Here is a 23,549-nt window from a genome sequence, read left to right as displayed (position 1 = left end):
AGAGCGTGCACATGGCTACGATGGAAGCATGTCAGTGACCTGCCGAATCATTCCATGCCTGGACGTCAACGCCGGACGCGTCGTTAAAGGTGTCAACTTCGCAGATTTGAAAGATGCGGGCGATCCTGTTGAGCGTGCCCGTCACTACAGCGACGAGGGCGCTGATGAAATCACTTTGCTCGACGTATCTGCCTCGACCGAGCAGCGCTCGACAATGCTCGATGTCGTCTCTGCCGCTGCGAGCCAGATTTTTGTGCCGCTCACTGTCGGTGGCGGTGTACGCAGTGTGGACGACGTGTCACGCCTGCTGGACTGCGGAGCCGACAAAGTATCAGTCAATACGGCGGCGATCGCTGACCCGAGCCTGATCGAACGGGTCGCCTCACGCTATGGCGACCAGATCATCGTGCTGTCTCTGGACGCACGGCGCACGCCCGAGGGTGTCTCAACGACCTCCGGATTCGAAGTCACGACACACGGTGGAACGCGCTCAACCGGCATCGACGCGGTCGAGTGGGCAAACCGGGTCGCCGAACTGGGAGCAGGCGAAATCCTGTTGAACTCGATGGACGCAGACGGGGTTCAGGGCGGATTCGACCTGGAAATGCTCGGCGCGATTCGATCCACAGTGTCCATTCCTCTGATCGCTTCGGGCGGGGCCGGCACAACTGACGATTTCGTTCAGGCAGCTCAGGCAGGTGCGGACGCAGTTCTGGCTGCCTCAGTGTTCCACTTCGATACCTTGACGATCACGCAAGTCAAGGACGCGATGGCGCGTGCCGGAATCGCGGTGCGACTGTGAAACGGTCGGCTGAGAACCTCGACCCGCGCATCGCGCAGCGACTGAAGCGAAATGAGCAAGGTCTCGTGGCAGTCATCGTCCAGCAATACGACACTGACGAAGTTCTGATGCTGGCATGGATGGACGACGAAGCACTGCGACGCACACTGGAAAGCAGGCGTGCCACCTACTGGTCACGCTCCCGTCAGGAGTACTGGCGCAAAGGCGACACGTCAGGACACGTGCAGCACGTCAAGAGCATTCAGATTGACTGCGACGGGGATGCCCTGTTGATGAAAGTCGATCAGATCGGTGCTGCGTGCCATACGGGGACACATTCATGTTTTGAAGCGGGAGGAACAATTCAATGACACGTCACGCCACTGACCTGCATCTGGGACAGATATGGCCATCGCGTGAAGAGTTCCATGAGCTGGCGCGCAACCGACGCCTCATTCCCGTGGCGCGTAAAGTCCTGGCGCCCGATATTACACCGGTGGGCCTGTACCGTCACCTGTGCGCCTCGAAGCCGGGGACGTACCTGTTTGAATCAGCCGAACACGACGGCAGGTGGGGACGCTGGTCGTTCATCGGAGTGGATTCCGCCTCGTCAGTGATCACCCGTGATGGCGTCACGTCCTGGCAGGGGGTGTGCCCGAGGGGCGCAATGGAGACCGGATCATTTCGCGAGGTGATGCACTCGGCTCTCGAGGTGCTGCGAGCTGATCCCATCGAAGGTCTGCCACCCTTGACGGGCGCTTTTGTCGGCTCGATTGGCTGGGCAATGGCCCGCGAATGGGAGCCGAGCATCACGATGTCGGCTCCGCGCGAGATGGACGTACCGGATGCATCGCTCATTTTGGCGCGCGACGTGGCTGCTATCGATCACAGTGACGGCTCACTGTGGCTGGTGTCGAATGCGTGGAACATGGACGGTACCGATGAACGAGTCGACTGGGCGTATGACGAAGCGTGCCGTCGAGTGGGCGACATGTGTCATCGCCTGGAATCCAGCATGAATCCAGCTGTATGGGTCAGTGCATCCCCCTCGTCGGATGATCTGGCGATCCAGCACCGCACACCGCAGGACGATTTTGAACAATCCGTCAGGGATGCGAAAGAGGCGATCGGGCGAGGCGACGCTTTCCAGATTGTGCTGTCGCAACGCATGGATGTGTCCACCCAGGCGGATGCGCTGGACGTGTACTCGGTGCTGCGCACCCTCAATCCTTCGCCGTATCTGTACCTGCTGCGCCTGCCCGATGGCGTGGGCGGTGACTTCGACGTGGTGGGTTCCTCGCCTGAAACACTGGTGCGTACGCAGGGACAGCGCGTGTGGACCTATCCGATTGCCGGGTCACGCCCACGCGGAGCGAACGGGAGCGAGGACCACGACCTGGCCGTAGACCTGCTGAAGGATCCGAAGGAGCTGGCCGAACACGCCATGCTGGTGGACCTGGCGCGCAACGACCTGTCGAGAGTCTGCAGGCCTGAATCGGTGGAAGTGTCTACGCTGATGGAAATCAAGCGCTACTCCCATATTCAACACATTTCCTCCACCGTTACGGGCATCGTGAACGAGGGGGTGGACGCGCTGGATTGCTTGGTGGCAACGTTCCCGGCCGGAACACTGTCAGGTGCGCCCAAGACGCGCGCCATTCAACTGATCGACGAGCTTGAACCGTGTGCGCGCGGCGTGTACGGGGGAGTGGTCGGCTATTTTGACCTGGGCGGCGACACAGATTTTGCGATCGCGATCCGCACGGCATGCCTGAAAGACGGCCGCGCCAGCGTGCAGGCGGGAGCTGGAATTGTGGCCGATTCGGTTGAACACACGGAGTATGTGGAGACCCGTAATAAAGCGGCCGCGGCACTGGCATCCGTACTGACCGCAGCGAAGCTGACGGGGGACCTGGACTGAGCCCATCATGTGAGCCAATTGGGGAAAACACCCTGACTTTGGTTAGCATCGCAGTAGGCAACGGTGAGGAGGAGCGATGGCAACAGTCCTCGATGGGATCATCGCGGGAGTGCTGGAAGATCTGCGTGAGCGGGAAGCACGCGTGCCGATGGATGACATCAAGAAGCGTGCGCAACGCTGCGCCGACGCGAAAAACGCGGTGTCAGCACTGCGCAGCAGTGGTGCCGTCTCGCTGATCGCGGAGGTCAAGCGGTCCTCGCCCTCGAAGGGCGCGCTGGCGCATATCGACGATCCGGCAGCACTGGCCCACATCTACGAGGCGAACGGTGCGGCTGCAATCTCGGTGCTTACTGAACAGCGTCGCTTCTCGGGGTCACTGTCCGATCTTGACTCAGTGCGCGCAGCAGTCGATATCCCTGTGCTGCGCAAGGATTTCATTGTCACCCCGTATCAGGTCCATGAAGCGCGCGCTCACGGCGCTGACATTGTGCTGCTGATTGTTGCCGCACTTGAACAGCCGGCGTTGGTGTCGTTGCTGGAACGAACGGAATCACTGGGAATGACGGCGCTGGTCGAGGCGCATTCGCGTCTGGAAGTGCTGCGGGCGCTCGATGCCGGAGCGCGCGTCATTGGCGTGAACGCACGCGACCTGACCACCCTGGATGTCGATCCAACTGTTGTCGAGCAGGTGATCGATGTTATCCCGCCCGACGTGATCGCTGTAGCCGAATCCGGTGTGCGCGATCGCCACGACGTCATCCAGTACGCCAACTGGGGCGCTGATGCTGTGCTGGTCGGAGAAGCACTGGTAACGTCCGGTGATCCAGCGACCGCCGTCAGCGATATCGTCAGCGCCGGCCAACATCCGGCACTGCTCACCGATAGAAAAGCTCGCGTGCGCATGGCACGCAATGAATCTTCTGACGAGTAAGGAGGAGTCGGCATGTCGAGTACCGCATCGCCGCGCTCGGACGACCTGAGAGGCCCGTATTTTGGAGCCTTCGGTGGTCGTTTCGTGGCCGAATCGCTGATGGCTGCACTGGAAGAACTTGATGAAACGTGGCAGCGTCTGTGGCATGATGACGGTTTCCAGAAACGACTCCATGACCTGTTCGTCAACTATGCCGGACGCCCCTCATTGTTGACAGAAGCATCGCGCTTTGCTGCCGATCTGGGGGGAATCCGAGTCTTCCTCAAGCGCGAGGACCTTAACCATACCGGATCCCACAAGATCAACAACGTGCTGGGACAGGCGTTGCTCACACAGGAACTGGGCAAGACCCGTATCATCGCTGAGACCGGAGCCGGACAGCACGGCGTTGCCACCGCAACGGCCGCGGCGCTGCTAGGCCTGGACTGCACGATCTATATGGGCGCGGAAGACACCGAACGTCAGGCACTCAACGTAGCCCGCATGCAGATGCTCGGCGCGGAAGTCATTGGTGTGACTCAGGGGTCTCAAACGCTCAAGGACGCCATTAACGAAGCGTTCCGTGACTGGGTGACGAATGTGGAGACCACGAACTACATTTTCGGCACTGCTGCAGGTCCGCACCCGTTCCCCGGCCTCGTCCGTGACCTCCAACGCGTCATTGGTGACGAAGCCCGCGAGCAGATCCTGGAGCGCGAGGGGCGCCTGCCGGATGCCGTGACCGCGTGCGTGGGCGGTGGTTCAAATGCGATTGGATCCTTCACTGCTTTTATCGATGATGAGGACGTCGAGCTGATCGGATGTGAAGCCGGAGGCGACGGCATCGAGACCGGTCGCCACGCTGCATCGATTTCAGCGAACGAAGTCGGTGTTCTGCACGGTGCGCGCACATTCGTGCTGCAGGAACGCGACGGGCAGACCAAGGCCTCCCATTCGATTTCTGCGGGCCTGGACTACCCGGGTGTGGGACCCGAACATGCATGGCTGGCCCGTTCCGGACGAGCACGCTACATTGCGATTGACGACACGCACGCCATGGACGCATTCGTGCGCCTGTGTCGCACCGAAGGTATCATTCCCGCCATTGAATCGGCACACGCACTTGCAGGGGCAATTCAGTGGGCCCACGAGCGACTCGAAGCAGGACCGATTGAAAAAGGCAAGGAACCCATTATCGTGGTGTGCCTGTCTGGGCGCGGCGATAAGGACGTGACAACCGCTTCGAAGTGGTTCGGCCTGGGTGAACCCACATACCAGAACATTGATCCGAGCAGGGAGGCCGACAAATGATGCACAGCGCAGATGCGATTGATCGCGCCAATAATGCCGGGCACGCCGCCCTGATCGGATATTTGCCCGTCGGTTTCCCCACTGTGGAAGACTCGGTGCGTGCAGCGAAAGTTCTGGCAGATAACGGCGTTGATGTCCTTGAATTTGGTTTCCCGTATTCCGACCCTGGGATGGATGGCCCCACGATCCAGCGCGCAACCGTGGCCGCCCTCGAACATGGAACACACCTGGAGGACCTGCTGGAAGCGACCAGGGAAGTTGTGGACTATGGTCTGACCACCGTGTGCATGACGTACTGGAACCCGGTCGAATGGTACGGCGTGGACCATTTTGCCCGCGACTTTGCCCAGGCCGGCGGATCAGGCCTGATCACGCCGGACCTGCCGCCCGAAGAAGGCGAGCAATGGGAAAATGCCGCTCGCGAAAATGACCTGGAATGCATCTACCTGGTGGCACCGTCGTCAACTCGCACGCGTTTGGAACTGATCAGTTCCCACGCACGCGGATGGGTGTACGCCGCGTCAACGATGGGCGTGACAGGGGCACGATCCTCGGTCGGCACTCACGCGCGCGAACTGGTCGCACGCACGCGTGAAGCCGGTGCAAAGCGCGTGTGCGTGGGTCTGGGCGTTTCCAGCGGCACGCAGGCACATGAAATAGGCTCCTACGCCGATGGCGTTATTGTGGGTTCTGCACTTGTGCGCACACTTTTTGACGAGGACAGGGAACAGGCTTTCGAAGCGCTCGGAACTTTGGCCCGTGAACTCAGTGATGGCGTTAAGAACTCACGAACTGTCTAACCGGAAGGCGCGGTGACGATGAACGATCTGACTGTGGCAAGCTCACTGATTGGCTCAGCGATACCGTCTCCGCCGCAGGGAGCGTGGAACATTGGTCCACTGACCATCCATATGTACGGCATCCTCATTATGGTGGGGATGGTCGCTGCAGTGTGGATCACCGGCCGGCGGTACGAGCGGCGCGGTGGCGTGGCCGACTTCATGTACGAAATTGCGTTGTGGGCGATCCCGCTGGGAATCATCGGAGCGCGAATCTACCACGTGGTGTCCTCACCTGATGCTTACTTCGGCCCCAACGGTAATCCCATTGACGCGTTCAAAATCTGGAATGGCGGTCTTGGAATCTGGGGCGGCGTCGCTCTGGGCGCTGTTGGTGCCTACATTGCGCTGCGACGCGCCGGCCAACGAATGGGACCTCTGGCAGACTCCATTGCACCGGCCCTCCTGGTGGCACAGGCAATAGGCCGGTGGGGGAATTGGTTTAACCAGGAACTGTTCGGCGCGCCGACGACACTACCGTGGGGGCTGCAGGTCGACGCGGCTCACATGCCTGCCCAGTATGCCGCCGGCACGCTCTTTCACCCGACATTTCTCTATGAATGCCTGTGGAATTTGGTTATTGCCGCACTGATCGTGTGGGTGGATCGACGCGCACGGTTCGCTTCAGGTCAGGTCTTCGGGCTGTATCTGATGGGATACACGCTCGGGCGTGTGTGGATCGAGATGCTCCGCGTTGACGAAGCGCAGCACATTCTGGGGCTGCGTCTGAACGTGTGGACATCGATCGCGGTCTTCCTCGCGGGCCTGGCCGTTTTCTGCGTGGCAGGACGCCTCGGCAGGTCAACGACTGTCAGCGAAGACGAGCATGAGCGCCTGCGGGCACACCTGGGCCTCGACAAGTCGGATGGCGCAGATAATGAGGCCGACGAATCTTTAGATGAAGAGGATGTATCGAAACTCGCGGACGAATCGGGCAGCGTGCAGGGCGCGAAAAACGTCTTTGATAGCGCCGAAGCCGGTGAGGGTTCCCCTGAATCGAGATCGGCACTGTAGAGTAAGAGTATGCGTCGAGCAAAAATCGTGTGTACGTTAGGCCCAGCCACTGAATCTGCCGAACAAGTACAGGCACTCGTGGACGCGGGCATGGATGTGGCCCGTATCAACTGCTCACACGGAACTCACGAAGGACACGAACGTGTCATTGAGCGTGTGCGTCGTGCAGCGATGACGTCGGGCCGGGCCGTAGCTGTTCTTGCGGACCTCCAGGGCCCGAAGATTCGTCTGCAGACATTCAAGGACGGCCCGCAGTTCCTTGAGATGGGAGACACCTTCACGATCACGACTGAAGATGTCGAGGGCACCAAGGAACGCGTCGGCACGACGTTCAAAGGCCTGCCGGGGGATTGTCGTCCTGGTGACCGTCTCCTGATCGACGATGGAAACGTCGCCGTGCGTGTCATGGAAGTAACGGACACCGACGTAACCACCAAGGTAGAGGTCCCCGGATTTGTGTCCGATCACAAGGGCCTGAACCTTCCGGGTGTTGCGGTGTCAGTGCCGGCGCTGTCGGAAAAGGACCGCGATGACCTGCGGTGGGCACTGAGGATCGGTGCGGACTTTATTGCATTGTCCTTTGTGCGCAACGCCCGCGACATTGACGAAGTGCACGCGATCATGGACGAGGAAGGCCGCAGGCGCCCTGTCATCGCGAAGATTGAAAAGCCGCAGGCCGTTGAGGTGCTCGAGGAGGTCGTCGACGCCTTCGATGGCATCATGGTGGCGCGCGGTGACCTGGGTGTGGAGATGCCGCTTGAAGCTGTGCCGCTGGTTCAAAAACGCGCCATTGAGTTGGCACGCCGGGCAGCCAAACCGGTTATCGTTGCGACCCAGGTACTGGAGTCGATGATCAAGAACCCGCGTCCGACCAGGGCTGAGGCATCGGACTGTGCGAACGCGATCCTTGACGGTGCTGATGCCGTCATGCTGTCGGGTGAAACGTCGATTGGTCAGTATCCGATCGAGGCTGTACGCACGATGGCACGCATTGTGGAGAACATCGAAGAAAACGGTGGTGAGCGCATCGCGCCGTTGGGTGGTTTCATCGCAGACCGCTCGGCCGTGATCTCCCAGGCCGCCGTGTCAGTGGGAGAGAAGCTCGATACGAAGTTCCTGGTGACCTTCACGCAGGCAGGAATGACGGCGCGCTATATGGCGCGTCTGCGTAGCCCTATCCCAATGCTGGCTTTCACGCCGCTCGAAGAGACACGCAGGCAGTTGGCACTGACGTGGGGAGTGCAGACCTACCGTGTGCCCTCGGTGATGCACACCGATGACATGGTCTGGCAGGTCGATCAAATCTCACAGACAGCCGGGCTGTGTAAGCAGGGTGACCAGCTGGTCATCGTGGCCGGTATGCCGCCGGGCGTGTCGGGCTCGTCGAACCTGATTCGTGTTCACTCAGTGGGTGACGATATTGATTACTCCATTGGTGGCCGAGTCGGAATGCTGGGCAGACAGTAGATGATCGCGTCGAGCCGTCAGCATCAACGGCGATGCTGCGGGGAGGACGTTTTCTCTAACGGCCGCCGAGGCTTATTCTCACGCGACCCGATGATGTGTTATCGTTGACGTGGATGCAAACTGTCAACCTGGTGTTGAGAGTTGCGCTGATATGACTTCACACTTTCCACCTGATGAGGGGTGGGCGAGTGTGATTGAGAACTGAATGCCTGACGGGGCGGCCTGTGCGCAAAGAGTACATACCCCGTTATGGCGTGAGGAAGAAGAAGAGGATAGAAATATGACAATTGAAGATCGCAATGCAAAGACCGTGTCAGTCCATGACCGGAATTCGGATCGGCAGGCAAACAACGTTCTGCTTGATCAACTTTCCAATGCGGTACGCCCGTGGTTTGCTGATTTCACGAACGGCGACGTACGTCGCGCCATCGAGGCTCTGCGTGTGCCTGCCAGCCGCATCGCTGCAGCAGACTTTCTGGGTCTTGAACTCATTGAAGCTGCATAAGGGAAAGCTACCACAGACGCAGTGTTGGGGGTCGGCCACATGTGGCCGACCCCCAACACTATCCCATCAACACAGTGCGAGTCCTTCGAAAACAGAGCCCCTTCCTTCAGATCCCCGAGCGTAACGGCCAGTCGCACCAGCACGTGTCGTGCTTCATGTTCTGTCCGGCTCGGATAGCTTGAGCATAAGAAACGATTCTTGGGAGATACTTCATTCCACCTGTCAGTTTGCTGGGAATGTGACCAGGCGCAGCGGTTGTGTTCCATTGGTCCACGGCGCTGCCCTGCTTCTCGGCCGTATCGAGTGAGATCTTTCTTGCTTCGGGGGTGAAAAGACATTCACATTGTCGTAGCCTGCTGCAGGACTTTTTCCATCCCATTACGAGCGGATACTGCAGTGAAACACAGCTCAGAAGGGTGATTCCAACTGGTGTGATAAACGCACCCTAAACGCCCTCGTCGAGGGAGTTTTCAGCCGAATAATGCCGAATACTTCTGTACCCCGGGTGGGATTCGAACCCACAACAAGCCGGGTTTGAGCCGACCGCCTCTGCCAATTGGGCTACCAGGGCACACGCGAACGTGCTCATCAAGGATAAGATATTTATTGATCAGACACCAATTGAAGGAATTTCAGATGAGCACAGACGAAAACAAGCCGCGAAAAGTGTTAGTAGCTGAAGACGAATCCCTGATCCGCCTTGATATTGTCGAGACGCTGACCGCAGCAGGTTTCGACGTCGTCGCAGAGGCAAGTGACGGAGAAGAGGCTGTTCGGCTGGCACTGGAGCCCGACAACGAGGATGACACTCCTGATCTGTGTGTGATGGATGTCAAGATGCCCAAAATGGATGGCATCACAGCTGCAGAGAAGATTCTGCGAGAGCTCTCCTGCGCTGTTGTCATGCTGACTGCCTTTTCACAAAAAGAACTGGTCGAACGTGCGCGCGACGCAGGAGCTATGGCGTACGTTGTGAAGCCTTTCAGCCCTGCCGACCTGATTCCCGCAGTTGAAATCGCCCTGTCCCGTCACCGTGAAATCGAGTCACTGGAAGAAGAAATCTCCGACATGTCGGAGCGTTTCGAGACGCGCAAGCGCGTTGACCGCGCCAAGGGACTCCTGATGGAAAAGATGGACATGACTGAGCCTGAGGCGTTCCGATGGATCCAGAAGACGTCCATGGATCGTCGCCTGTCCATGCGTGAGGTCGCAGACGCAGTGATCGATCAGGTGGATGACTGAGACTGCTTGAGATATGTGTATGCGGGTCTTGCACGAAGTTGCAAGACCCGCATTGTTGAGTGAGAGTCGCGCTCAATCAGTCGAGACGCTCTTCGCCGTCGACGTTGCTTTCAATGCGCTCCTTCTTGAGGTCTTCAGACACGGTCTGCGTGTCCTGAACGGTTTGCGTCTCGAGTGACACGCGCTCAACAGGCACGCTCTCCTTGGAGACAACGACACGGTCCTCATGCAGGGTCACGGAAGCAGCACCCTCGGAGATGTCCTGGCCATCCAGGTTCTTTGCCTCTTCCTCACTGATGGGGGTGCGAACCACACGTACTTCCTCGCGCTCGACGGGAACCTCGACAGTCTCGGTTTCGGTGACGACCGTCTTGCGGAGCTGAGCTTCACCAGTCGCGACGCGTTCCTTGGCAACGTTGAGCTGTTCTTCGGAACGAATGATTTCGCCTTGGTCTGCTTCGTCGTGGATCGGCTCCTGGTCAGCCAGGTGACGCGCCTCAGCGGCGCGATCCTCCTCGTGAACTTCCTCGTCGGCCACAGGCGCAACGGGGGCGGCGGCAGGAACGTCTGATTCCGGTGCAGTGCGCGGAGCTTGGTCCTCGATCGGTGCTGCACCATCGGCCAGAGAACCGACACCGTAGTGGCGGTACAGTGTGTCCTGATCCTCAGGAGTCAGGTGACCTTCATCAGCGAGGTCAGGCGCATCCTTGATGCGATCCTTTTCAAACGCGAGGTGCAGGCCTTCCTCGTCGAGGCGGTATCCACGCAGTGGGACAAGGCTGGAGCCCATGCCAAAGAGGCCGTGAGCAACTTCGATGAAATCGGGCTCACCCGTCGCATCGTTGGTAAATACCTGCTTCACGTCGCCCAGCTTGTCGCCGTTGGAGTCGAAAGCTATTGCGTTGGCAAGTTCTTCGATTGAGTGTGTGGTCATGACAATGTCCTCTCAATTGGAGTTTAGGTAGGTGTGACGTAAGTCCCTATCCCAAAAATGAGATTAACAGTGTCTGTGGCATTCGTCTCAGTGAACTCAAGAGGTGTAGACCGCGTATTTTCGTCGCCCTTGTCAGTCTCGCTCAAGACCGAGATCAGCGTCGCTTCAGCACACGATTGGAAATACGTGCGGTTCCAATGAGGCGTTCATCTCCATCGGTGATCGAGACCAGATGAACCGTTGATGAGCCACCCAGATGGGCCGCACGGGTCGTCGCCGTAATCGGCCCCTTGGTGCCTGCTCGAAGATGCGAGATGGACAGTTCCACGCCCACCACGTAGGCATCCGGGCCGCCCACACTGTAGGCGTGTGCTCCCGCCGCAAGCGATCCGGCTGTCTCAGCCAGAGCCGCCGATGCGCCGCCATGCAGAATTCCAATTCGCTGCGTATTGCCCTCAAGCGGCATTGTGATCGACGTGCAGTCAGGGCCATACTGTGTCACTTCCATGCCCATCGCGTCCATCAGCGTCCCAGGCCAATGCTGACCCACCATCGTCGGCCCATAGTCACTGTGAGATTCCTGATGGTCATCAGATTGATGTGAATGTGTGTCATTGGCGTGATTCGTCTCGCTCATACCTCTAGGGTGTCATGTGTGGACGGAAAACTGCTGATTATTGATGGACATTCGATGGCCTACCGCGCGTTTTACGCGATGCGTTCGGGTAATTTCCAGACCTCGACCGGTCAGGACACCAGTGCTGTGTTCGGATTTATCCGCATGCTCACGAAGATCCTCAAGGATGAGAATCCGACACGTGTCGCTGTTGCCTTCGACGTCTCGCGTCATTCGTTCCGCACGGATAAGTACCCGGAGTACAAAGGCACGCGCGATGAGACTCCTCCTGAATTCCACGGACAGGTTGATCTGATCGACGCGTTCCTGGAAGCCATGGGTATCTGCCGTCTGCGCAAGGAGAATATAGAGGCTGACGACATTCTGGCCACCCTTGCACATACTGCGTCTCAACAGGGGCTGGATGTTGTCGTGGCATCAGGTGACCGCGACGCCTTCCAGATGGCGAACGAACACGTCACGATTCTGTACCCCGGTCAGTCGATGTCGGACCTGCGTCGCATGACACCGGAAGCCATTGAGGAGAAGTACGGCGTGCCGCCTCAGCGTTACCCGGAGCTTGCCGCGCTGGTGGGGGAGACCGCCGACAATCTGCCAGGAGTGCCTGGCGTCGGCCCCAAGACCGCTGCCACGTGGATTAACAGATTCGACGGACTGGAAAATGTCCTGGCTCGCGCAGATGAGATCGGTGGCAAACGCGGAACAGATCTGCGCGCCCATATCGATGACGTGCGCCGCAACCGCTCGCTGAACCGCCTGCTCACTGACGTTGATCTGGGAATCACCCTCGATGACCTTTACCGTCGTCCCACCGAACATTCAGAGGCGATGAGTCTGTGCGACAGCCTTGAATTCGGACCCGGCACGCGCCGCGAGATCGTCTCGGTCGCATCGATCGCACTCAACCCCTCTGCTCCGGACGCCCTCGTCAATTCCGGGGGCAGCACGGCCGACGAGGGTGGCGCGGAAGAATCACTCATCCTTGATGACGTGGAAATTATCCGAGCCGATGCGAACACGAATGTCCAGCAGGTCCTTGCAACCTTTGAGGCAGAGACGTCAGTGGGAATCTGGTGCGAAGGCGTCGCGAACCCGCCCCTGCCTGACCTGGAACATCTTGCGATCGCGAGCGGCATGAAGGTACTCCTCATTGATGCTCGAGAGGTCACCACCGAGCAGACGGCTCAGTGCACGCAATGGCTGGCGCACCTGACACGACCCCTGATTGCCCATGACCTCAAAACACTGGTGCATATGATGCGCGCCTGGGACGTGGAGACCCTGCCGGTGACCTTCGACGTTGCATTGGGCGCCTACCTGCTGCGGCCCGAGCAGCGCTCCTACGCGATCGACGATCTGGCTGAGCAGTATCTGGGCGTGCACATCACGGCCCTGGAAGAGGAAGAATCCGGTCAACAGATGCTGGATCTGGACGGTGAATCGGAGGAGAAACAGGCTGCGGCGCGTAGACAGATGGCGCAGCGCGCAGCCGTCCTGCCGTATGTGGCTGATGCTCTCAGGCGGGCGATGAATGATGATGAACGAACATTGCTTGACGATGTGGAACAGCCTGTCGCGCGCATGCTGGAACGCATGGAACACGTGGGGATCGCGATTGACAGTGCGGAACTCGACCTGCAACGTCAGGAGCTGTCGAAAGCTGTTGAAGGTGCTGCGCAACGCGCCTATGACGCAATCGGCCACACGGTGAACCTGTCGAGCCCCAAGCAGCTCCAGCAGGTCCTGTTTGATGAACTCGATATGCCTAGGACTAAGAAGACGAAGACGGGGTACACGACGAATGCGGAAGCGCTGGAGACACTGTTCGCGAAGACGCGCCACCCGTTCCTGGAGCATTTGCTCACGCACCGCGACCGCATCAAGCTGTCCCAGATGACGCAGTCCCTGCACAGCGCGATTGCTGATGACGGCAGGATTCACACGACGTTTTCTCAGATTGCGACTGCCACGGGGCGGCTCGCCTCGTCGGAACCGAACCTGCAGAATATCCCCGCGCGCACACCCGACGGCATGCGCATCCGGCACGCGTTCGTTGCAGGGGAGGGGTGGCAGTCCCTGATGAGCGTGGACTATTCGCAGATCGAGATGCGCATCATGGCGCACCTGTCCAACGATGAAGGACTGATTGACGCCTTCAACTCGGGTGAGGATTTGCACCGCACGATGGCGTCGATGGTGTTCGACACGCCTGTCGATCAGGTGACATCCGAGCAGCGTTCGCGCATCAAGGCCACGTCCTACGGTCTGGCCTACGGGTTGTCATCGTACGGTCTGTCTGCGCAGCTCGGAATCGGTGTGCCGGAGGCGGCGGAGCTGCGCGAACGCTACTTTGAGCGTTTCGGCGGCGTGCGTGACTACCTGGACGGCATCGTGGAGCAGGCCCAGAAGGATGGCTTTACCCAGACAATGTTCGGTCGTCGCCGCTACCTGCCCGATCTCACCTCCGACAACCGTCAGCGCCGTGAAATAGCCAAGCGTGCCGCACTGAACGCGCCGATCCAGGGATCGGCAGCCGACATCATCAAGATCGCGATGGTTGGAGTCGACAGTGCCTTGCGCGACGAGAAACTACGCTCGCGCATACTGCTGCAGATTCACGATGAATTGATTCTTGAAATAGCCGAGGGAGAAGCTGTGCACGTGGAAGAGCTGGTACGTGAGAACATGGCCTATCCTCCATTGCCGCATGGCCTGCAGACTGCTCGCGCCCCGCAATCCGATGACGATGGCGATGTGGAACCCACCGGCCAGGAGGAATCCACCGACCATACGCGCGCCGAACACCCGGTGCTGGCGCTGCGCGTGCCGCTGGATGTAGCGGTGGGGATCGGCCATTCATGGAAAGAAGCTGCTCACTAAGTGCACCAGTTGTGAGATTGGTCAAATATGTCACTGCTCACACATCTTTTCAGGAGCTGAGGGTAGATCTTTGATCCTGAACTGGTAAACTTTCTCGGGTGTGTGTCAGTTGCCTTCGCGGTGACTGACGGACACACTCAATTTTGTCCATCTACTAGATCGTCCGTTTCGGAGTACATAACTACATGACCACCAGCACCGAGCAGCCGAGCATCTCTACGCCTCAGGTTGCAGTGAACGACATTGGGTCTGAAGAAGACCTGCTCGCCGCCATCGACAAGACCATCAAATACTTCAACGATGGGGACATTGTCGAGGGAACAGTCGTCAAGATTGACCACGATGAGGTCCTCCTCGACATCGGCTACAAGACCGAAGGAGTCATCCTTTCACGCGAATTATCCATCAAGCATGACGTCGATCCTGATGACGTCGTCGCGGTGGGTGATCAGATCGAAGCTTTGGTACTCCAGAAGGAAGACAAGGATGGCCGCCTGCTTCTGTCGAAGAAGCGCGCACAGTACGAACGCGCATGGGGCCAGATCGAAAAGGTCAAGGAAGAAGAAGGTGTTGTCACCGGCACTGTCATCGAGGTCGTCAAGGGCGGCCTGATCCTCGACATCGGCCTGCGCGGCTTCCTGCCCGCATCCCTGGTTGAGATGCGTCGCGTGCGTGACCTGCAGCCCTACATCGGCCGCGAGCTTGAAGCCAAGATCATCGAGCTCGACAAGAACCGCAACAACGTGGTCCTGTCGCGCCGCGCATGGCTCGAGCAGACGCAGTCCGAGGTTCGCACCAACTTCCTCAACACCCTGCAGAAGGGACAGGTCCGCAACGGCACCGTCTCCTCGATCGTCAACTTCGGCGCATTCGTCGACCTGGGTGGCGTGGACGGCCTGGTGCACGTCTCCGAACTGTCCTGGAAGCACATCGATCACCCGTCAGAGGTTGTCGAGGTCGGCCAGGAAGTCACCGTCGAGGTCCTCGACGTCGACATGGACCGCGAACGCGTCTCCCTGTCCCTGAAGGCCACCCAGGAAGATCCGTGGCAGGCATTCGCCCGTACCCACGCAATCGGCCAGGTTGTGCCCGGTAAGGTCACCAAGCTCGTTCCGTTCGGTGCGTTTGTGCGCGTCGAGGACGGAATCGAAGGCCTTGTTCATATCTCCGAGCTCGCCCAGCGCCACGTTGAGATGCCGGAGCAGGTCGTCAAGGTCGGTGAAGAGGTCTTCGTCAAGGTCATTGATATTGACCTGGAACGTCGCCGCATCTCGCTGTCGCTTAAGCAGGCCAACGAGGGCGTCGACCCGAAATCGGAAGACTTCGATCCGTCACTGTACGGAATGGCTGCCGAATACGACGAAAACGGCAACTACAAGTACCCTGAAGGCTTCGATCCGGAAACCCAGGAATGGATGGAAGGATACGACGAGCAGCGCGAGGCCTGGGAAGCCCAGTACGCCGAAGCGCACGCCCGTTGGGAAGCCCACCGTGCCCAGGTTGCCAAGGCACTGGAAGAAGACGCAGAGGCTGCTCCGTCAGTCGAGGAACAGGCGTCCTACTCCTCGCCGGTTGACAACTCCGGCACGTTGGCATCGGATGAGGCACTCGCCGCTCTGCGCGAGAAGCTGACGAACAACTGATGCTGATGCGGTAAGAAGCTGCACCAAAGATCCCGACTCGCCAAGCGAGTCGGGATCTTTCTATATGACAGCGACGGTGGTGCTTACTTCATGCGCACTGCGCACACCGCGAGGGAACCTGAACGTAGGCTGTCCGGAATCTGTACCGCGAGACCGTTGCGCTCAGCCGGTGACGAATTACCGAGCCAGCGAACAGACGCATCGCTCGGGCACCCTGACGGAATCTCAACGTCGCTGCGCTGAGAAGGATCCACGAAGATGAAGAGTTCACCATCATTGCGCGTGTAGCGTTGCGAGGCTTTCCTACTGTCAGCATCGATAAAGACGCGCGTGCCGTAGATCGCCTCGCCGTTCGTCTTCAACCACTGTCCCAGGCCGCGCAGCGAGTTTTGCTGGAGCTCCGGGATCGTGCCATCGGCGCGTGGTCCGACATTGATGAGCAGATTGCCGTTCTTGGAGACAGTGTCGACGAGAAGATCAATCAGGGCTGGTGCCGACAGGGTGTTGTTCTCGTCTTCATTGGTGTTGTAGCCGAATGAATGCCCCAGACCACGTGTTGCTTCCCACGGCTCGGGGATCACTGAGTCGATGATGCTGTACTCGCGCGTCAGGTAGCCATGGTAGGGAATACCCCAACGATCGTTCACGACACCATCGGGAACAGTCGAGAAGTATTTGCGGAAAAGCGAGGCCAGAGCGTAATCCTCATTCGATTTTCCGCTGTCGGGCCATTCGATGTCGTTCCAGAGAATGTCGGGATGGAAGCGGTCAATCAGCTCGCGCAGCTGATCGGCCGCGTAGCGCGCAAATTCAGGGTCATTGCGACGGTAGACGAACAGATCTCTGTCCGATTCGATCGGCGGGAAATGCGCAACGTGCCAGTCATGGGCGCCCGAGAAGTAAACGCCGAACTTGAGTTTCGCCTCGCGCGCACTGTCATGAAACTCCTGAATGATGTCGCGCTGGGGGCCTCGCTGCGCGGCTGAGAAGTTCGTGGTGTCCGTGTTCCACAGGCAGAAACCGTCGTGGTGCTTGGTTGTGGGAACGAGGTAGCGCGCACCTGCCTCAACGAAAAGATCCACCATCGCGCGCGGATCGAACTTCTCCGCGTGCCACATGTGCGCAAAATCCTCGTAGGAGGTTCCGATTCCGTACTTCTTGTTGTGGCGAATATGCGCCGGGCTGTGCGGAATCCGCACTGTATTGGCATACCACTCGGCGTAGGAATGCATTGCGTATTCGTCATCGGGCTGTACGCCTTCTTCAGGCAGCGATGCCCAGGCGGGAACAGAGTAGAGACCCCAGTGAACGAAAATGCCGAGTTTGGCATCCTGGAACCAGTCGGGCACATCGCGTTGTGGGTAGGTTGGCTCAGGAGAGAAAACCGGGCCGGTGCGATGTTCGAAATTAATCATGAGCACTATCCTTTGTCATTTGTTGATTTCTTCGGTGGTCTTAATGAATGAGGTCAGGAAGATGAAAGACGGTATCTCGAATCAGCTCAAAGCCGCCGTAGATACCGGCGTCAGCGCCCAGAGTTGCCTGCGATATCAGCAAGTTGCGAGTGACGAGGGGGTGGCATCCGCCGTAAAGCTCACTGCGTATGGAGGCGATGAAGATCTCCAGCGTGGAAAGCCTGCCGCCGATAAACAGTGCATTAGGATTGGCAAAACCGACCACGCCGCACAGAACTTCACCGAGCGCGCGACCGGCATCGCGTATCAAAGTGGTCGCCGCTGAATCACCCTCGTGCGCACGCGCGACAAGTTCGGGTAGCGAGGTGATCGACATCCCGTTGGCGCGTGCACGCTCCACGAGGGCGACTCCAGAGGCGATCGTTTCGAGGCACCCGATATTCCCGCATCCACACGGCCGGTCGGTACTGCGATGGGAGCGCACGTGTGAAATGTCACCTGCCATGCCGGAGGCGCCGTGATAGATCTTTCCGTCCACCACGATGCCGCTGCCGATGGCGGCACCAGCTTTAACAGTAATGGAGCGCTCGATTTCCGGATGGTGACGGGCTTCGCCCAATGCCATGAGGTTCGCGTCGTTCTCGACCGCGACGGGCACATCGATGTGAGATTCCATCCATTCGCGAATAGGGAAGTGAGTCCACCCTGCCATGCGTGCCCCCACGTCGATGCGTTGGAGTTCCTGGTTCACAGGTGCCGGAACGCCAAGGCTGATGCCACGAAGCGTCGCGTCAAGGTCGACGTCCAGATCGGCTCCTGTAAGTGAGTCAAGGGCGCTGGACAGAACATCCCGGGGCGGTAAAGACAGGTCAAGAGACGCTTCCCACGAGGCCAGCAGGTTCCCTTGCGTGTCGAACACTCCGAAGCGAACATGGGCGCCGCCCATGTCGATGGCGGCGAACGTGCTGGGGGTGCCAGCCGTCTCAAGAACCTGAGGACGCCTGCCACCTTTGGACTTACCCGCTCCGGCCTCACGTAACACGTTGTTCTCGAGAAGTGCCTGCACTCGCACCGAAACGGTAGAAGGCGATAACTTAAGGAGAGTCGAGAGGTCTGAACGTGTCGTCGCAGAACCACTTGCAACCGCTTCGATAATCATCGCATCAGTTGTGCTTGTCTCCTGTGGAGTAAATGTCTGGTTCGTCAAGAGGACGCTTCTTTCGGTTTGAAGGATCGGACAGCGGGACTACGTCATCGATTTGTTACCTGTCTGGTTCGAATTTTACTAGAAAGTCATATATAGTTCTATTGGAAACGATGATAGTTTCTTCGATGCCGTTAAAAGAAGGCTGAAGTATCGTTGACGACGCGAAGACTTCTTGGAATCAGCATCTCGATGCACAGGTCAAGTCCTATGTGGGACTCACCGAAGAAAGGTCTCTCAATGCAATCTCTACAGAAAAAAGCAGCAGCGGCGCTACTAGCTACAGGTATGACATGTTCCCTCGTTGCATGTTCTGGGGGCGGTGACAACGCATCGGCATCTGGGAATGGATCAGGCGGATCGATCACATGGGATATGTGGGGCGGCTCCGACGATGATCTGGACTGGATCAGCCAAACTGCCGACATCGTCCGCAAACAGAACCCGGATATCGAACTGAAGACACAAACCGCCGCGTGGAATGACTACTTCACCAAGCTCACCTCCAACATGTCCTCAGGCAACCTCGCCTGCATCACGTCGATGAACGGTCAGCGCCTGTCCGGCTTCTACCAGGCCCTGTCGCCTCTGACCGATGAGGACCTCGAAAAAGCGGGGATCAAGAAGGAGGACTTCACCGACGGAGCCCTCGACATCATGACCTTCAACGACAACCTGTACGGCATTCCCTACGACGTGTCAGCGATGATGGTCTTCTACAACAAGGACATGTTCGCTGAAACCGGCGCGAAGGAACCGACCCTGGACTGGACCTTCGACGACTTCAATGAAGCTGCGAAGAAGACCACGACCGACCAGCACAAGGGCTTCGGTATCGGCATGGGTGAATTCCAGTGGATGGCACTGCCGATCGCACTGTCCGGCACCCAGCCTGTGACCGCTGATGGCAACATCGACCTGACGAACCCTGACTTCGTCAAGGCCGCTGAATGGTATGCCGACCTTGTTCTGACGGAAAAGGTTGCCGATCCGGTCCCGTCAGCATCTGAAGCTGGCTGGGGCGAAGAACAGTACCAGAACGGCAACGTTGCAATGGCTGTGGACGGCACCTGGAACGCTTACGGCTACTTCAACAACGAAGCAGGCTTCAAGGCCGGCGCAACACGTCTTCCTCAGGGAGACAACGGATCTCTGGGCCTTATCCTTGGCTCCGGTTTCGGTATCTCGGCCAACTGTGACAACCGTGACGCCGCACTGAAGGTACTGGGTTCACTGGTGTCGAAGGAAGCACAGGACCTCCTGAGCTCCTCGGGCCGTTCTTACCCCTCACGTATCGAATCTCAGGCGCAGTACTTCGATTCCTTCGATGAAGCTGTCCGGGAAGAAGTGAAGGCCGCATTCGACGCTGCATTCAAGGATCAGCAGGGTCAGAACTCCGCCCCTGTGTGGTCGCAGGTTAGCAACTACATTCAGCCCAACCTCGTGTCGGTCTACACTGGCCAGACGCCAATGTCTCAGATGCTTGAGCAAGCTCAGGCACAATTTGGCAATAAGTGAGGTTGACCGCAATGACCGCACAACCTGCCGTCACGAATCGGCGGAGTTCACTGCGGAAGATTGAGTCCCGTCAAGCGCTGGGCTTTGTCAGCCCAGCGCTTGCGGGCCTCTGCCTCTTCACAGTCGTTCCCGTCGTCCTGTCGGTCGTGATGAGTCTGTTCAACTGGCCAGCCTTTGGCGAACGAACCTTCATTGGCCTTGAGAATTATCGCAACCTGCTGTCAGGTCAAAATCCTGACTTCTATCCTGCTCTGCGAAATTCCATCATCTTCACGGTCACCTACGTACCTGTCAACATCGTTGTCGCACTGACGCTGTCACTGCTCCTCGGCCCGAGAATCAAGGGACGCAACGCTTTCCGCGTTCTCTTCTTCATTCCAGTAGTGACGCCGATGGTTGCCAACGTCCTGGTCTGGAAGATGCTGCTCCAGCCTCAGGGTCTCTTCAACGGCATAGCGGTATCAGTATTCGGTTTCCAACTGCCGAACTTCCTTGCTGATCCCGTATGGGCAATGGTCATGATCGTTGTCATGTCGGTATGGCAGGGCGTGGGCTACAACATGCTGATCTTCTCAGCAGCACTCGAGCAGCTTCCCGAACCCGTTATCGAGGCAGCACGCCTCGACGGAGCCAAGGGAGCGCAGATGCTCTTCCGCGTCATCCTTCCCATGATGTCGCCGTCAATTTTCTTCGCTGCAGTCATGACGATCATCACCTCGCTTCAGGTCTTCGTCCAGCCGCAAATGCTCACCGGTGGTGGGCCTGGAAATGCAACACTGCCGCTGGTCATGTTCATCTACAACCAGGGCTTCAAGTTCCAGCAGCTCGGTGTTGCAGCTGCCGGCGCATGGATTCTGTTCATTCTGGTCATCCTGGTCACAGCTTTCCAGTTCAAGGCTCAAAAGAGGTGGGTCCACTATGAGTACTGATGTCGCAACAACCACGGCACCCCAGAAGGGGACACAGAAAAAGCAGGTTGCCAACAGGCACAGTCAGCCCGGACTTCTGGGCGGTGAACCCTCGCGCGTCAAGGACATCGTGGCGAATGCGACCGTATGGCTCGCAGCCATCCTCTTTGCGTCCCCACTGATCTACGCATTCTTCTCATCACTGAAGTCGAAGGACGAGATTTTCTCGATGCCCCCGACTTTGGTTGGTGAGAAGCTGCGGTGGAGCAATTACGTCGAAGTTTTCACCTACGGCCCGTTCCTGACCTACATTAAGAACTCCTTCATCGTCTCCATCGCAGGAACGCTGCTGGTGCTGTTCGTATCCGCGACAGCCGGTTACGCATTCAGTCGACTACGCTGGCGCGGGCGAGAACTCGTCTTCGTCCTGTTCCTTGGAACCATGATGGTTCCGCAGGAAGTTCTGGTCGTTCCGATGTTCACCGTGATGAAATGGTTTGGCTGGGTTGACACCTATCAGGCATTGATCTTCCCATTCGCATTCGGCGCATTTGGCACATTCCTGATGCGTCAGTTCATGCGCGGTATCCCATTCGAACTGGAAGAAGCGGCACGTGTTGATGGTGCCGGTCCGATCCGCACGTTCGTTCAGATCATTCTTCCTTTGACCAAGTCGGCAATCGCCGTGCTGGCGGTCTTCACATTTATGTCTTTCTGGAACTCATACCTGTGGCCGCTGATTGTGACCGTCGACTATTCGCGCTTGGGAACTTTGCCAATTGGTCTTGCCTCGTTCTCAAGCCAGACCGGGACGCGATGGGATTTGCAGATTGCTGCAGCGATTATTTCAATGATCCCGACAACAGTCCTGGTCATGATTCTTCAGAAACACCTGATTAAAGGTATCGCCATGTCCGGCATGGGTGGTCGCTAAACAGAACTGGTGAAATAGGAAAAAACATGACTCTTCCGCGAATAGCAATTTGTGGGCTCCACATCGAGTCCTCGACTTTTACCCCATACGTTTCAACTGAAAAGGATTTCCAGGTCAGCCGCGGTGACGAGCTGCTCGCACGTTACACGTGGATGGACGAGGACTGGGCGCGCCAGGTCGAATGGATCCCGATCCTTCACGCCCGCGCACTGCCGGGCGGCCAGGTGCTGCGTTCAGACTACGAAGCCTGGCGGCAGGAAATAGTTGATGGCTTAACCGCCGTTGCACCTGTCGACGCAGTCTTCTTCGACATCCACGGCGCCATGACCGCTCAGGGATACGACGATACCGAGGGTGACCTGATCACAGCCGTCCGTGCAGTTGTCGGAGATAAACCCCTGATCTCGACCTCCATGGATCTGCACGGAAACGTGTCCCGAGCCCTGTTCGCAGGATGCGATCTGCTCACCTGCTACAGGATGGCACCCCATGAGGATGCGTTCGAATCGCGCAAGCGAGCAGCGGTGAACCTAGTGGAACGACTGATCAGTGGCAAAGGCAGGCCGGCTAAGGCACTGGTTCACGTGCCAGTGCTGCTGCCTGGTGAGAAGACATCGACACGTATTGAACCAGCCAAGTCGCTGTATGCCATGGTTCCGGAGGTTGAAAAACGTCCCGGTATTCTTGACGCGGCAATCTGGGTCGGATTCGCATGGGCGGATCAGCCACGTTGCCAGGGAGCCGTTGTGGTCACAGGCGATGACGCTGAGGACGTGAAAGCTCAGGCTCTGCGTCTGGCTCAGCATTTCTGGGATGTACGCGATCAGTTCGAATTCGTTGCACCCGTGGGGACCATGAGCGAATGCCTTGAGCACGCCCTCGACGCTCCGCGTCCGTTCTTCATTTCGGATTCCGGAGACAACCCCGGTGCTGGCGGTGCTGACGACTGCACGGCCGCGCTGTCGGAGCTCCTGGAGTGGGCACCGGTAAAGGATGAGGCGCTCAACGTTCTGTATGCATCGCTGGTTGATCCGAATGCCGTGGAGGTGGCGGATCAGGCCGGTGAAGGGGCACAGGTCGATGTTGAGCTGGGCGCGCACATCGATACGCGTGAACCTGGACCGCAAAAGGTCCACGCGACAGTGCTCCGAGTAATCGATGATCCTGAGGGTGGTCGCACCTGTGCGTTGAAGATCAATAGCCTGACTGTCATTGTGACCTCTCAGCGCATGCAATACCATTCCCGCGTGCAATATGAGCGACTGGGGCTGTCGATCGATGATCCCGATGTCGTGGTAGTCAAGATCGGCTACCTGGAACCGGATCTGTACAAGGCACAGGCCGACTGGATGATGGCACTGACTCCAGGCGGAGTTGATCAGGATCTGATTCGTCTGGGACATCGCCGCATTGACCGACCGATGTTCCCATTCGATGAGGATGTGACCGACGCCAAACTGGACGTAGAGGTGTTTATCTCTTGAAC

20 protein-coding genes and 1 tRNA gene are annotated in these 23,549 nt (G+C 58.2%); 16 read left to right on the top strand and 5 right to left on the bottom strand.

Annotated elements, in window-relative coordinates; genetic code table 11:
• Positions 1-28 precede the first annotated feature (28 nt).
• The 9 genes from hisF to AC1EJ1_RS03615 all read left to right on the top strand — a co-directional run bounded on the left by hisF (position 29) and on the right by AC1EJ1_RS03615 (position 8,748).
• Complete coding sequence (hisF, locus tag AC1EJ1_RS03655; RefSeq protein ID WP_480295340.1) at positions 29-802, top strand: imidazole glycerol phosphate synthase subunit HisF; 774 nt, start codon at positions 29-31, stop codon at positions 800-802.
• On the top strand, positions 799-1,152 hold the full coding sequence (gene hisI / locus AC1EJ1_RS03650; protein ID WP_092648551.1) for a phosphoribosyl-AMP cyclohydrolase: 354 nt from the start codon (positions 799-801) through the stop codon (positions 1,150-1,152). Before hisF ends, hisI begins: the two co-directional genes overlap by 4 nt.
• Positions 1,149-2,702, top strand: a complete 1,554-nt coding sequence (locus AC1EJ1_RS03645) for a chorismate-binding protein (protein ID WP_480295339.1) — start codon at positions 1,149-1,151, stop codon at positions 2,700-2,702. The genes hisI and AC1EJ1_RS03645 overlap by 4 nt, the downstream gene beginning before the upstream one ends.
• Before the next feature lie 76 nt (positions 2,703-2,778).
• Entirely contained in the window at positions 2,779-3,633 is an 855-nt protein-coding gene (gene trpC / locus AC1EJ1_RS03640; protein WP_058236637.1) for an indole-3-glycerol phosphate synthase TrpC, read from the top strand.
• Positions 3,634-3,645: 12 nt separating this feature from the next.
• A complete protein-coding gene (gene trpB / locus AC1EJ1_RS03635) occupies positions 3,646-4,923 on the top strand; it encodes a tryptophan synthase subunit beta (protein ID WP_285014122.1) in 1,278 nt (425 codons plus the stop codon).
• Complete coding sequence (gene trpA, locus AC1EJ1_RS03630; RefSeq protein WP_070726672.1) at positions 4,920-5,723, top strand: tryptophan synthase subunit alpha; 804 nt, start codon at positions 4,920-4,922, stop codon at positions 5,721-5,723. The genes trpB and trpA overlap by 4 nt, the downstream gene beginning before the upstream one ends.
• Positions 5,724-5,741: 18 nt before the next feature.
• Complete coding sequence (gene lgt, locus AC1EJ1_RS03625) at positions 5,742-6,776, top strand: prolipoprotein diacylglyceryl transferase (protein ID WP_285014121.1); 1,035 nt, start codon at positions 5,742-5,744, stop codon at positions 6,774-6,776.
• Positions 6,777-6,785: 9 nt separating this feature from the next.
• Entirely contained in the window at positions 6,786-8,243 is a 1,458-nt protein-coding gene (pyk, locus tag AC1EJ1_RS03620) for a pyruvate kinase (RefSeq protein WP_092648555.1), read from the top strand.
• A gap of 280 nt (positions 8,244-8,523) precedes the next feature.
• Positions 8,524-8,748 (top strand): hypothetical protein, encoded by a 225-nt coding sequence (locus AC1EJ1_RS03615; RefSeq protein ID WP_058236642.1) that lies wholly within the window; start codon positions 8,524-8,526, stop codon positions 8,746-8,748.
• Between the two features lie 497 nt (positions 8,749-9,245).
• Here the strand turns inward: AC1EJ1_RS03615 and AC1EJ1_RS03610 are convergent.
• A tRNA-Leu gene (locus AC1EJ1_RS03610) sits at positions 9,246-9,319 on the bottom strand.
• A gap of 65 nt (positions 9,320-9,384) precedes the next feature.
• Here AC1EJ1_RS03610 and AC1EJ1_RS03605 point away from each other — a divergent pair.
• Positions 9,385-9,990, top strand: coding sequence for an ANTAR domain-containing response regulator (locus tag AC1EJ1_RS03605; protein WP_058236643.1), 606 nt, complete (start codon positions 9,385-9,387; stop codon positions 9,988-9,990).
• A 76-nt stretch (positions 9,991-10,066) separates the two neighbouring features.
• Here AC1EJ1_RS03605 and AC1EJ1_RS03600 read toward each other — a convergent pair whose 3' ends face one another.
• Together AC1EJ1_RS03600 and AC1EJ1_RS03595 are read right to left on the bottom strand one after the other, a co-directional pair.
• The gene (locus AC1EJ1_RS03600) at positions 10,067-10,924 is read right to left on the bottom strand and encodes a YsnF/AvaK domain-containing protein (protein WP_058236644.1); all 858 of its coding nucleotides are present in this window, start codon (positions 10,922-10,924) and stop codon (positions 10,067-10,069) included.
• Positions 10,925-11,078: 154 nt separating this feature from the next.
• The gene (locus tag AC1EJ1_RS03595; protein ID WP_227469353.1) at positions 11,079-11,561 is read right to left on the bottom strand and encodes a PaaI family thioesterase; all 483 of its coding nucleotides are present in this window, start codon (positions 11,559-11,561) and stop codon (positions 11,079-11,081) included.
• 18 nt (positions 11,562-11,579) lie between these two features.
• Here AC1EJ1_RS03595 and polA point away from each other — a divergent pair, with 18 nt between their 5' ends.
• Together polA and rpsA are read left to right on the top strand one after the other, a co-directional pair.
• Positions 11,580-14,441 (top strand): DNA polymerase I, encoded by a 2,862-nt coding sequence (gene polA / locus AC1EJ1_RS03590; protein WP_480295338.1) that lies wholly within the window; start codon positions 11,580-11,582, stop codon positions 14,439-14,441.
• A gap of 185 nt (positions 14,442-14,626) precedes the next feature.
• Positions 14,627-16,084 carry a 30S ribosomal protein S1 gene (gene rpsA / locus AC1EJ1_RS03585; protein ID WP_058236645.1) on the top strand — a complete coding sequence of 486 codons (1,458 nt, stop codon included), beginning with the start codon at positions 14,627-14,629 and terminating at the stop codon, positions 16,082-16,084.
• 83 nt (positions 16,085-16,167) lie between these two features.
• Here the strand turns inward: rpsA and AC1EJ1_RS03580 are convergent, their stop codons facing one another.
• Positions 16,168-17,499 (bottom strand): alpha-L-fucosidase, encoded by a 1,332-nt coding sequence (locus AC1EJ1_RS03580; protein WP_058236646.1) that lies wholly within the window; start codon positions 17,497-17,499, stop codon positions 16,168-16,170.
• Between the two features lie 40 nt (positions 17,500-17,539).
• Positions 17,540-18,658 (bottom strand): ROK family protein, encoded by a 1,119-nt coding sequence (locus AC1EJ1_RS03575; protein ID WP_480295381.1) that lies wholly within the window; start codon positions 18,656-18,658, stop codon positions 17,540-17,542.
• Positions 18,659-18,943: 285 nt separating this feature from the next.
• Here AC1EJ1_RS03575 and AC1EJ1_RS03570 point away from each other — a divergent pair, with 285 nt between their 5' ends.
• From AC1EJ1_RS03570 to AC1EJ1_RS03555, 4 genes are read left to right on the top strand one after another with little or no spacing between them, the layout of a single operon-like run.
• Complete coding sequence (locus AC1EJ1_RS03570) at positions 18,944-20,221, top strand: ABC transporter substrate-binding protein (RefSeq protein ID WP_480295337.1); 1,278 nt, start codon at positions 18,944-18,946, stop codon at positions 20,219-20,221.
• An 11-nt stretch (positions 20,222-20,232) separates the two neighbouring features.
• A complete protein-coding gene (locus AC1EJ1_RS03565; protein ID WP_058236649.1) occupies positions 20,233-21,150 on the top strand; it encodes a carbohydrate ABC transporter permease in 918 nt (305 codons plus the stop codon).
• Positions 21,140-22,063, top strand: a complete 924-nt coding sequence (locus AC1EJ1_RS03560; protein ID WP_480295336.1) for a carbohydrate ABC transporter permease — start codon at positions 21,140-21,142, stop codon at positions 22,061-22,063. Before AC1EJ1_RS03565 ends, AC1EJ1_RS03560 begins: the two co-directional genes overlap by 11 nt.
• Before the next feature lie 26 nt (positions 22,064-22,089).
• Positions 22,090-23,547, top strand: coding sequence for a M81 family metallopeptidase (locus AC1EJ1_RS03555; protein WP_480295335.1), 1,458 nt, complete (start codon positions 22,090-22,092; stop codon positions 23,545-23,547).
• The last annotated feature ends 2 nt before the right edge of the window (positions 23,548-23,549 follow it).

The sequence above is a fragment of the Pauljensenia sp. C0170B4 genome (assembly GCF_056590235.1).
The sequence above is the reverse complement of the archived record's forward strand: the minus strand, read 5'-3'. Positions and strand labels throughout refer to the sequence as shown.

Coding starts and splice junctions, on each gene's coding strand:
- AC1EJ1_RS03555 (WP_480295335.1), top strand. CDS start 22,090: ATGACTCTTCCGCGAATAGCAATTTGTGGGCTCCACATCGAGTCCTCG.
- trpC (WP_058236637.1), top strand. CDS start 2,779: ATGGCAACAGTCCTCGATGGGATCATCGCGGGAGTGCTGGAAGATCTG.
- AC1EJ1_RS03580 (WP_058236646.1), bottom strand. CDS start 17,499: ATGATTAATTTCGAACATCGCACCGGCCCGGTTTTCTCTCCTGAGCCA.
- lgt (WP_285014121.1), top strand. CDS start 5,742: ATGAACGATCTGACTGTGGCAAGCTCACTGATTGGCTCAGCGATACCG.
- AC1EJ1_RS03575 (WP_480295381.1), bottom strand. CDS start 18,658: ATGATTATCGAAGCGGTTGCAAGTGGTTCTGCGACGACACGTTCAGAC.
- rpsA (WP_058236645.1), top strand. CDS start 14,627: ATGACCACCAGCACCGAGCAGCCGAGCATCTCTACGCCTCAGGTTGCA.
- trpA (WP_070726672.1), top strand. CDS start 4,920: ATGATGCACAGCGCAGATGCGATTGATCGCGCCAATAATGCCGGGCAC.
- AC1EJ1_RS03595 (WP_227469353.1), bottom strand. CDS start 11,561: ATGAGCGAGACGAATCACGCCAATGACACACATTCACATCAATCTGAT.
- AC1EJ1_RS03645 (WP_480295339.1), top strand. CDS start 1,149: ATGACACGTCACGCCACTGACCTGCATCTGGGACAGATATGGCCATCG.
- AC1EJ1_RS03600 (WP_058236644.1), bottom strand. CDS start 10,924: ATGACCACACACTCAATCGAAGAACTTGCCAACGCAATAGCTTTCGAC.
- trpB (WP_285014122.1), top strand. CDS start 3,646: ATGTCGAGTACCGCATCGCCGCGCTCGGACGACCTGAGAGGCCCGTAT.
- AC1EJ1_RS03565 (WP_058236649.1), top strand. CDS start 20,233: ATGACCGCACAACCTGCCGTCACGAATCGGCGGAGTTCACTGCGGAAG.
- AC1EJ1_RS03560 (WP_480295336.1), top strand. CDS start 21,140: ATGAGTACTGATGTCGCAACAACCACGGCACCCCAGAAGGGGACACAG.
- AC1EJ1_RS03570 (WP_480295337.1), top strand. CDS start 18,944: ATGCAATCTCTACAGAAAAAAGCAGCAGCGGCGCTACTAGCTACAGGT.
- AC1EJ1_RS03615 (WP_058236642.1), top strand. CDS start 8,524: ATGACAATTGAAGATCGCAATGCAAAGACCGTGTCAGTCCATGACCGG.
- hisF (WP_480295340.1), top strand. CDS start 29: ATGTCAGTGACCTGCCGAATCATTCCATGCCTGGACGTCAACGCCGGA.
- AC1EJ1_RS03605 (WP_058236643.1), top strand. CDS start 9,385: ATGAGCACAGACGAAAACAAGCCGCGAAAAGTGTTAGTAGCTGAAGAC.
- pyk (WP_092648555.1), top strand. CDS start 6,786: ATGCGTCGAGCAAAAATCGTGTGTACGTTAGGCCCAGCCACTGAATCT.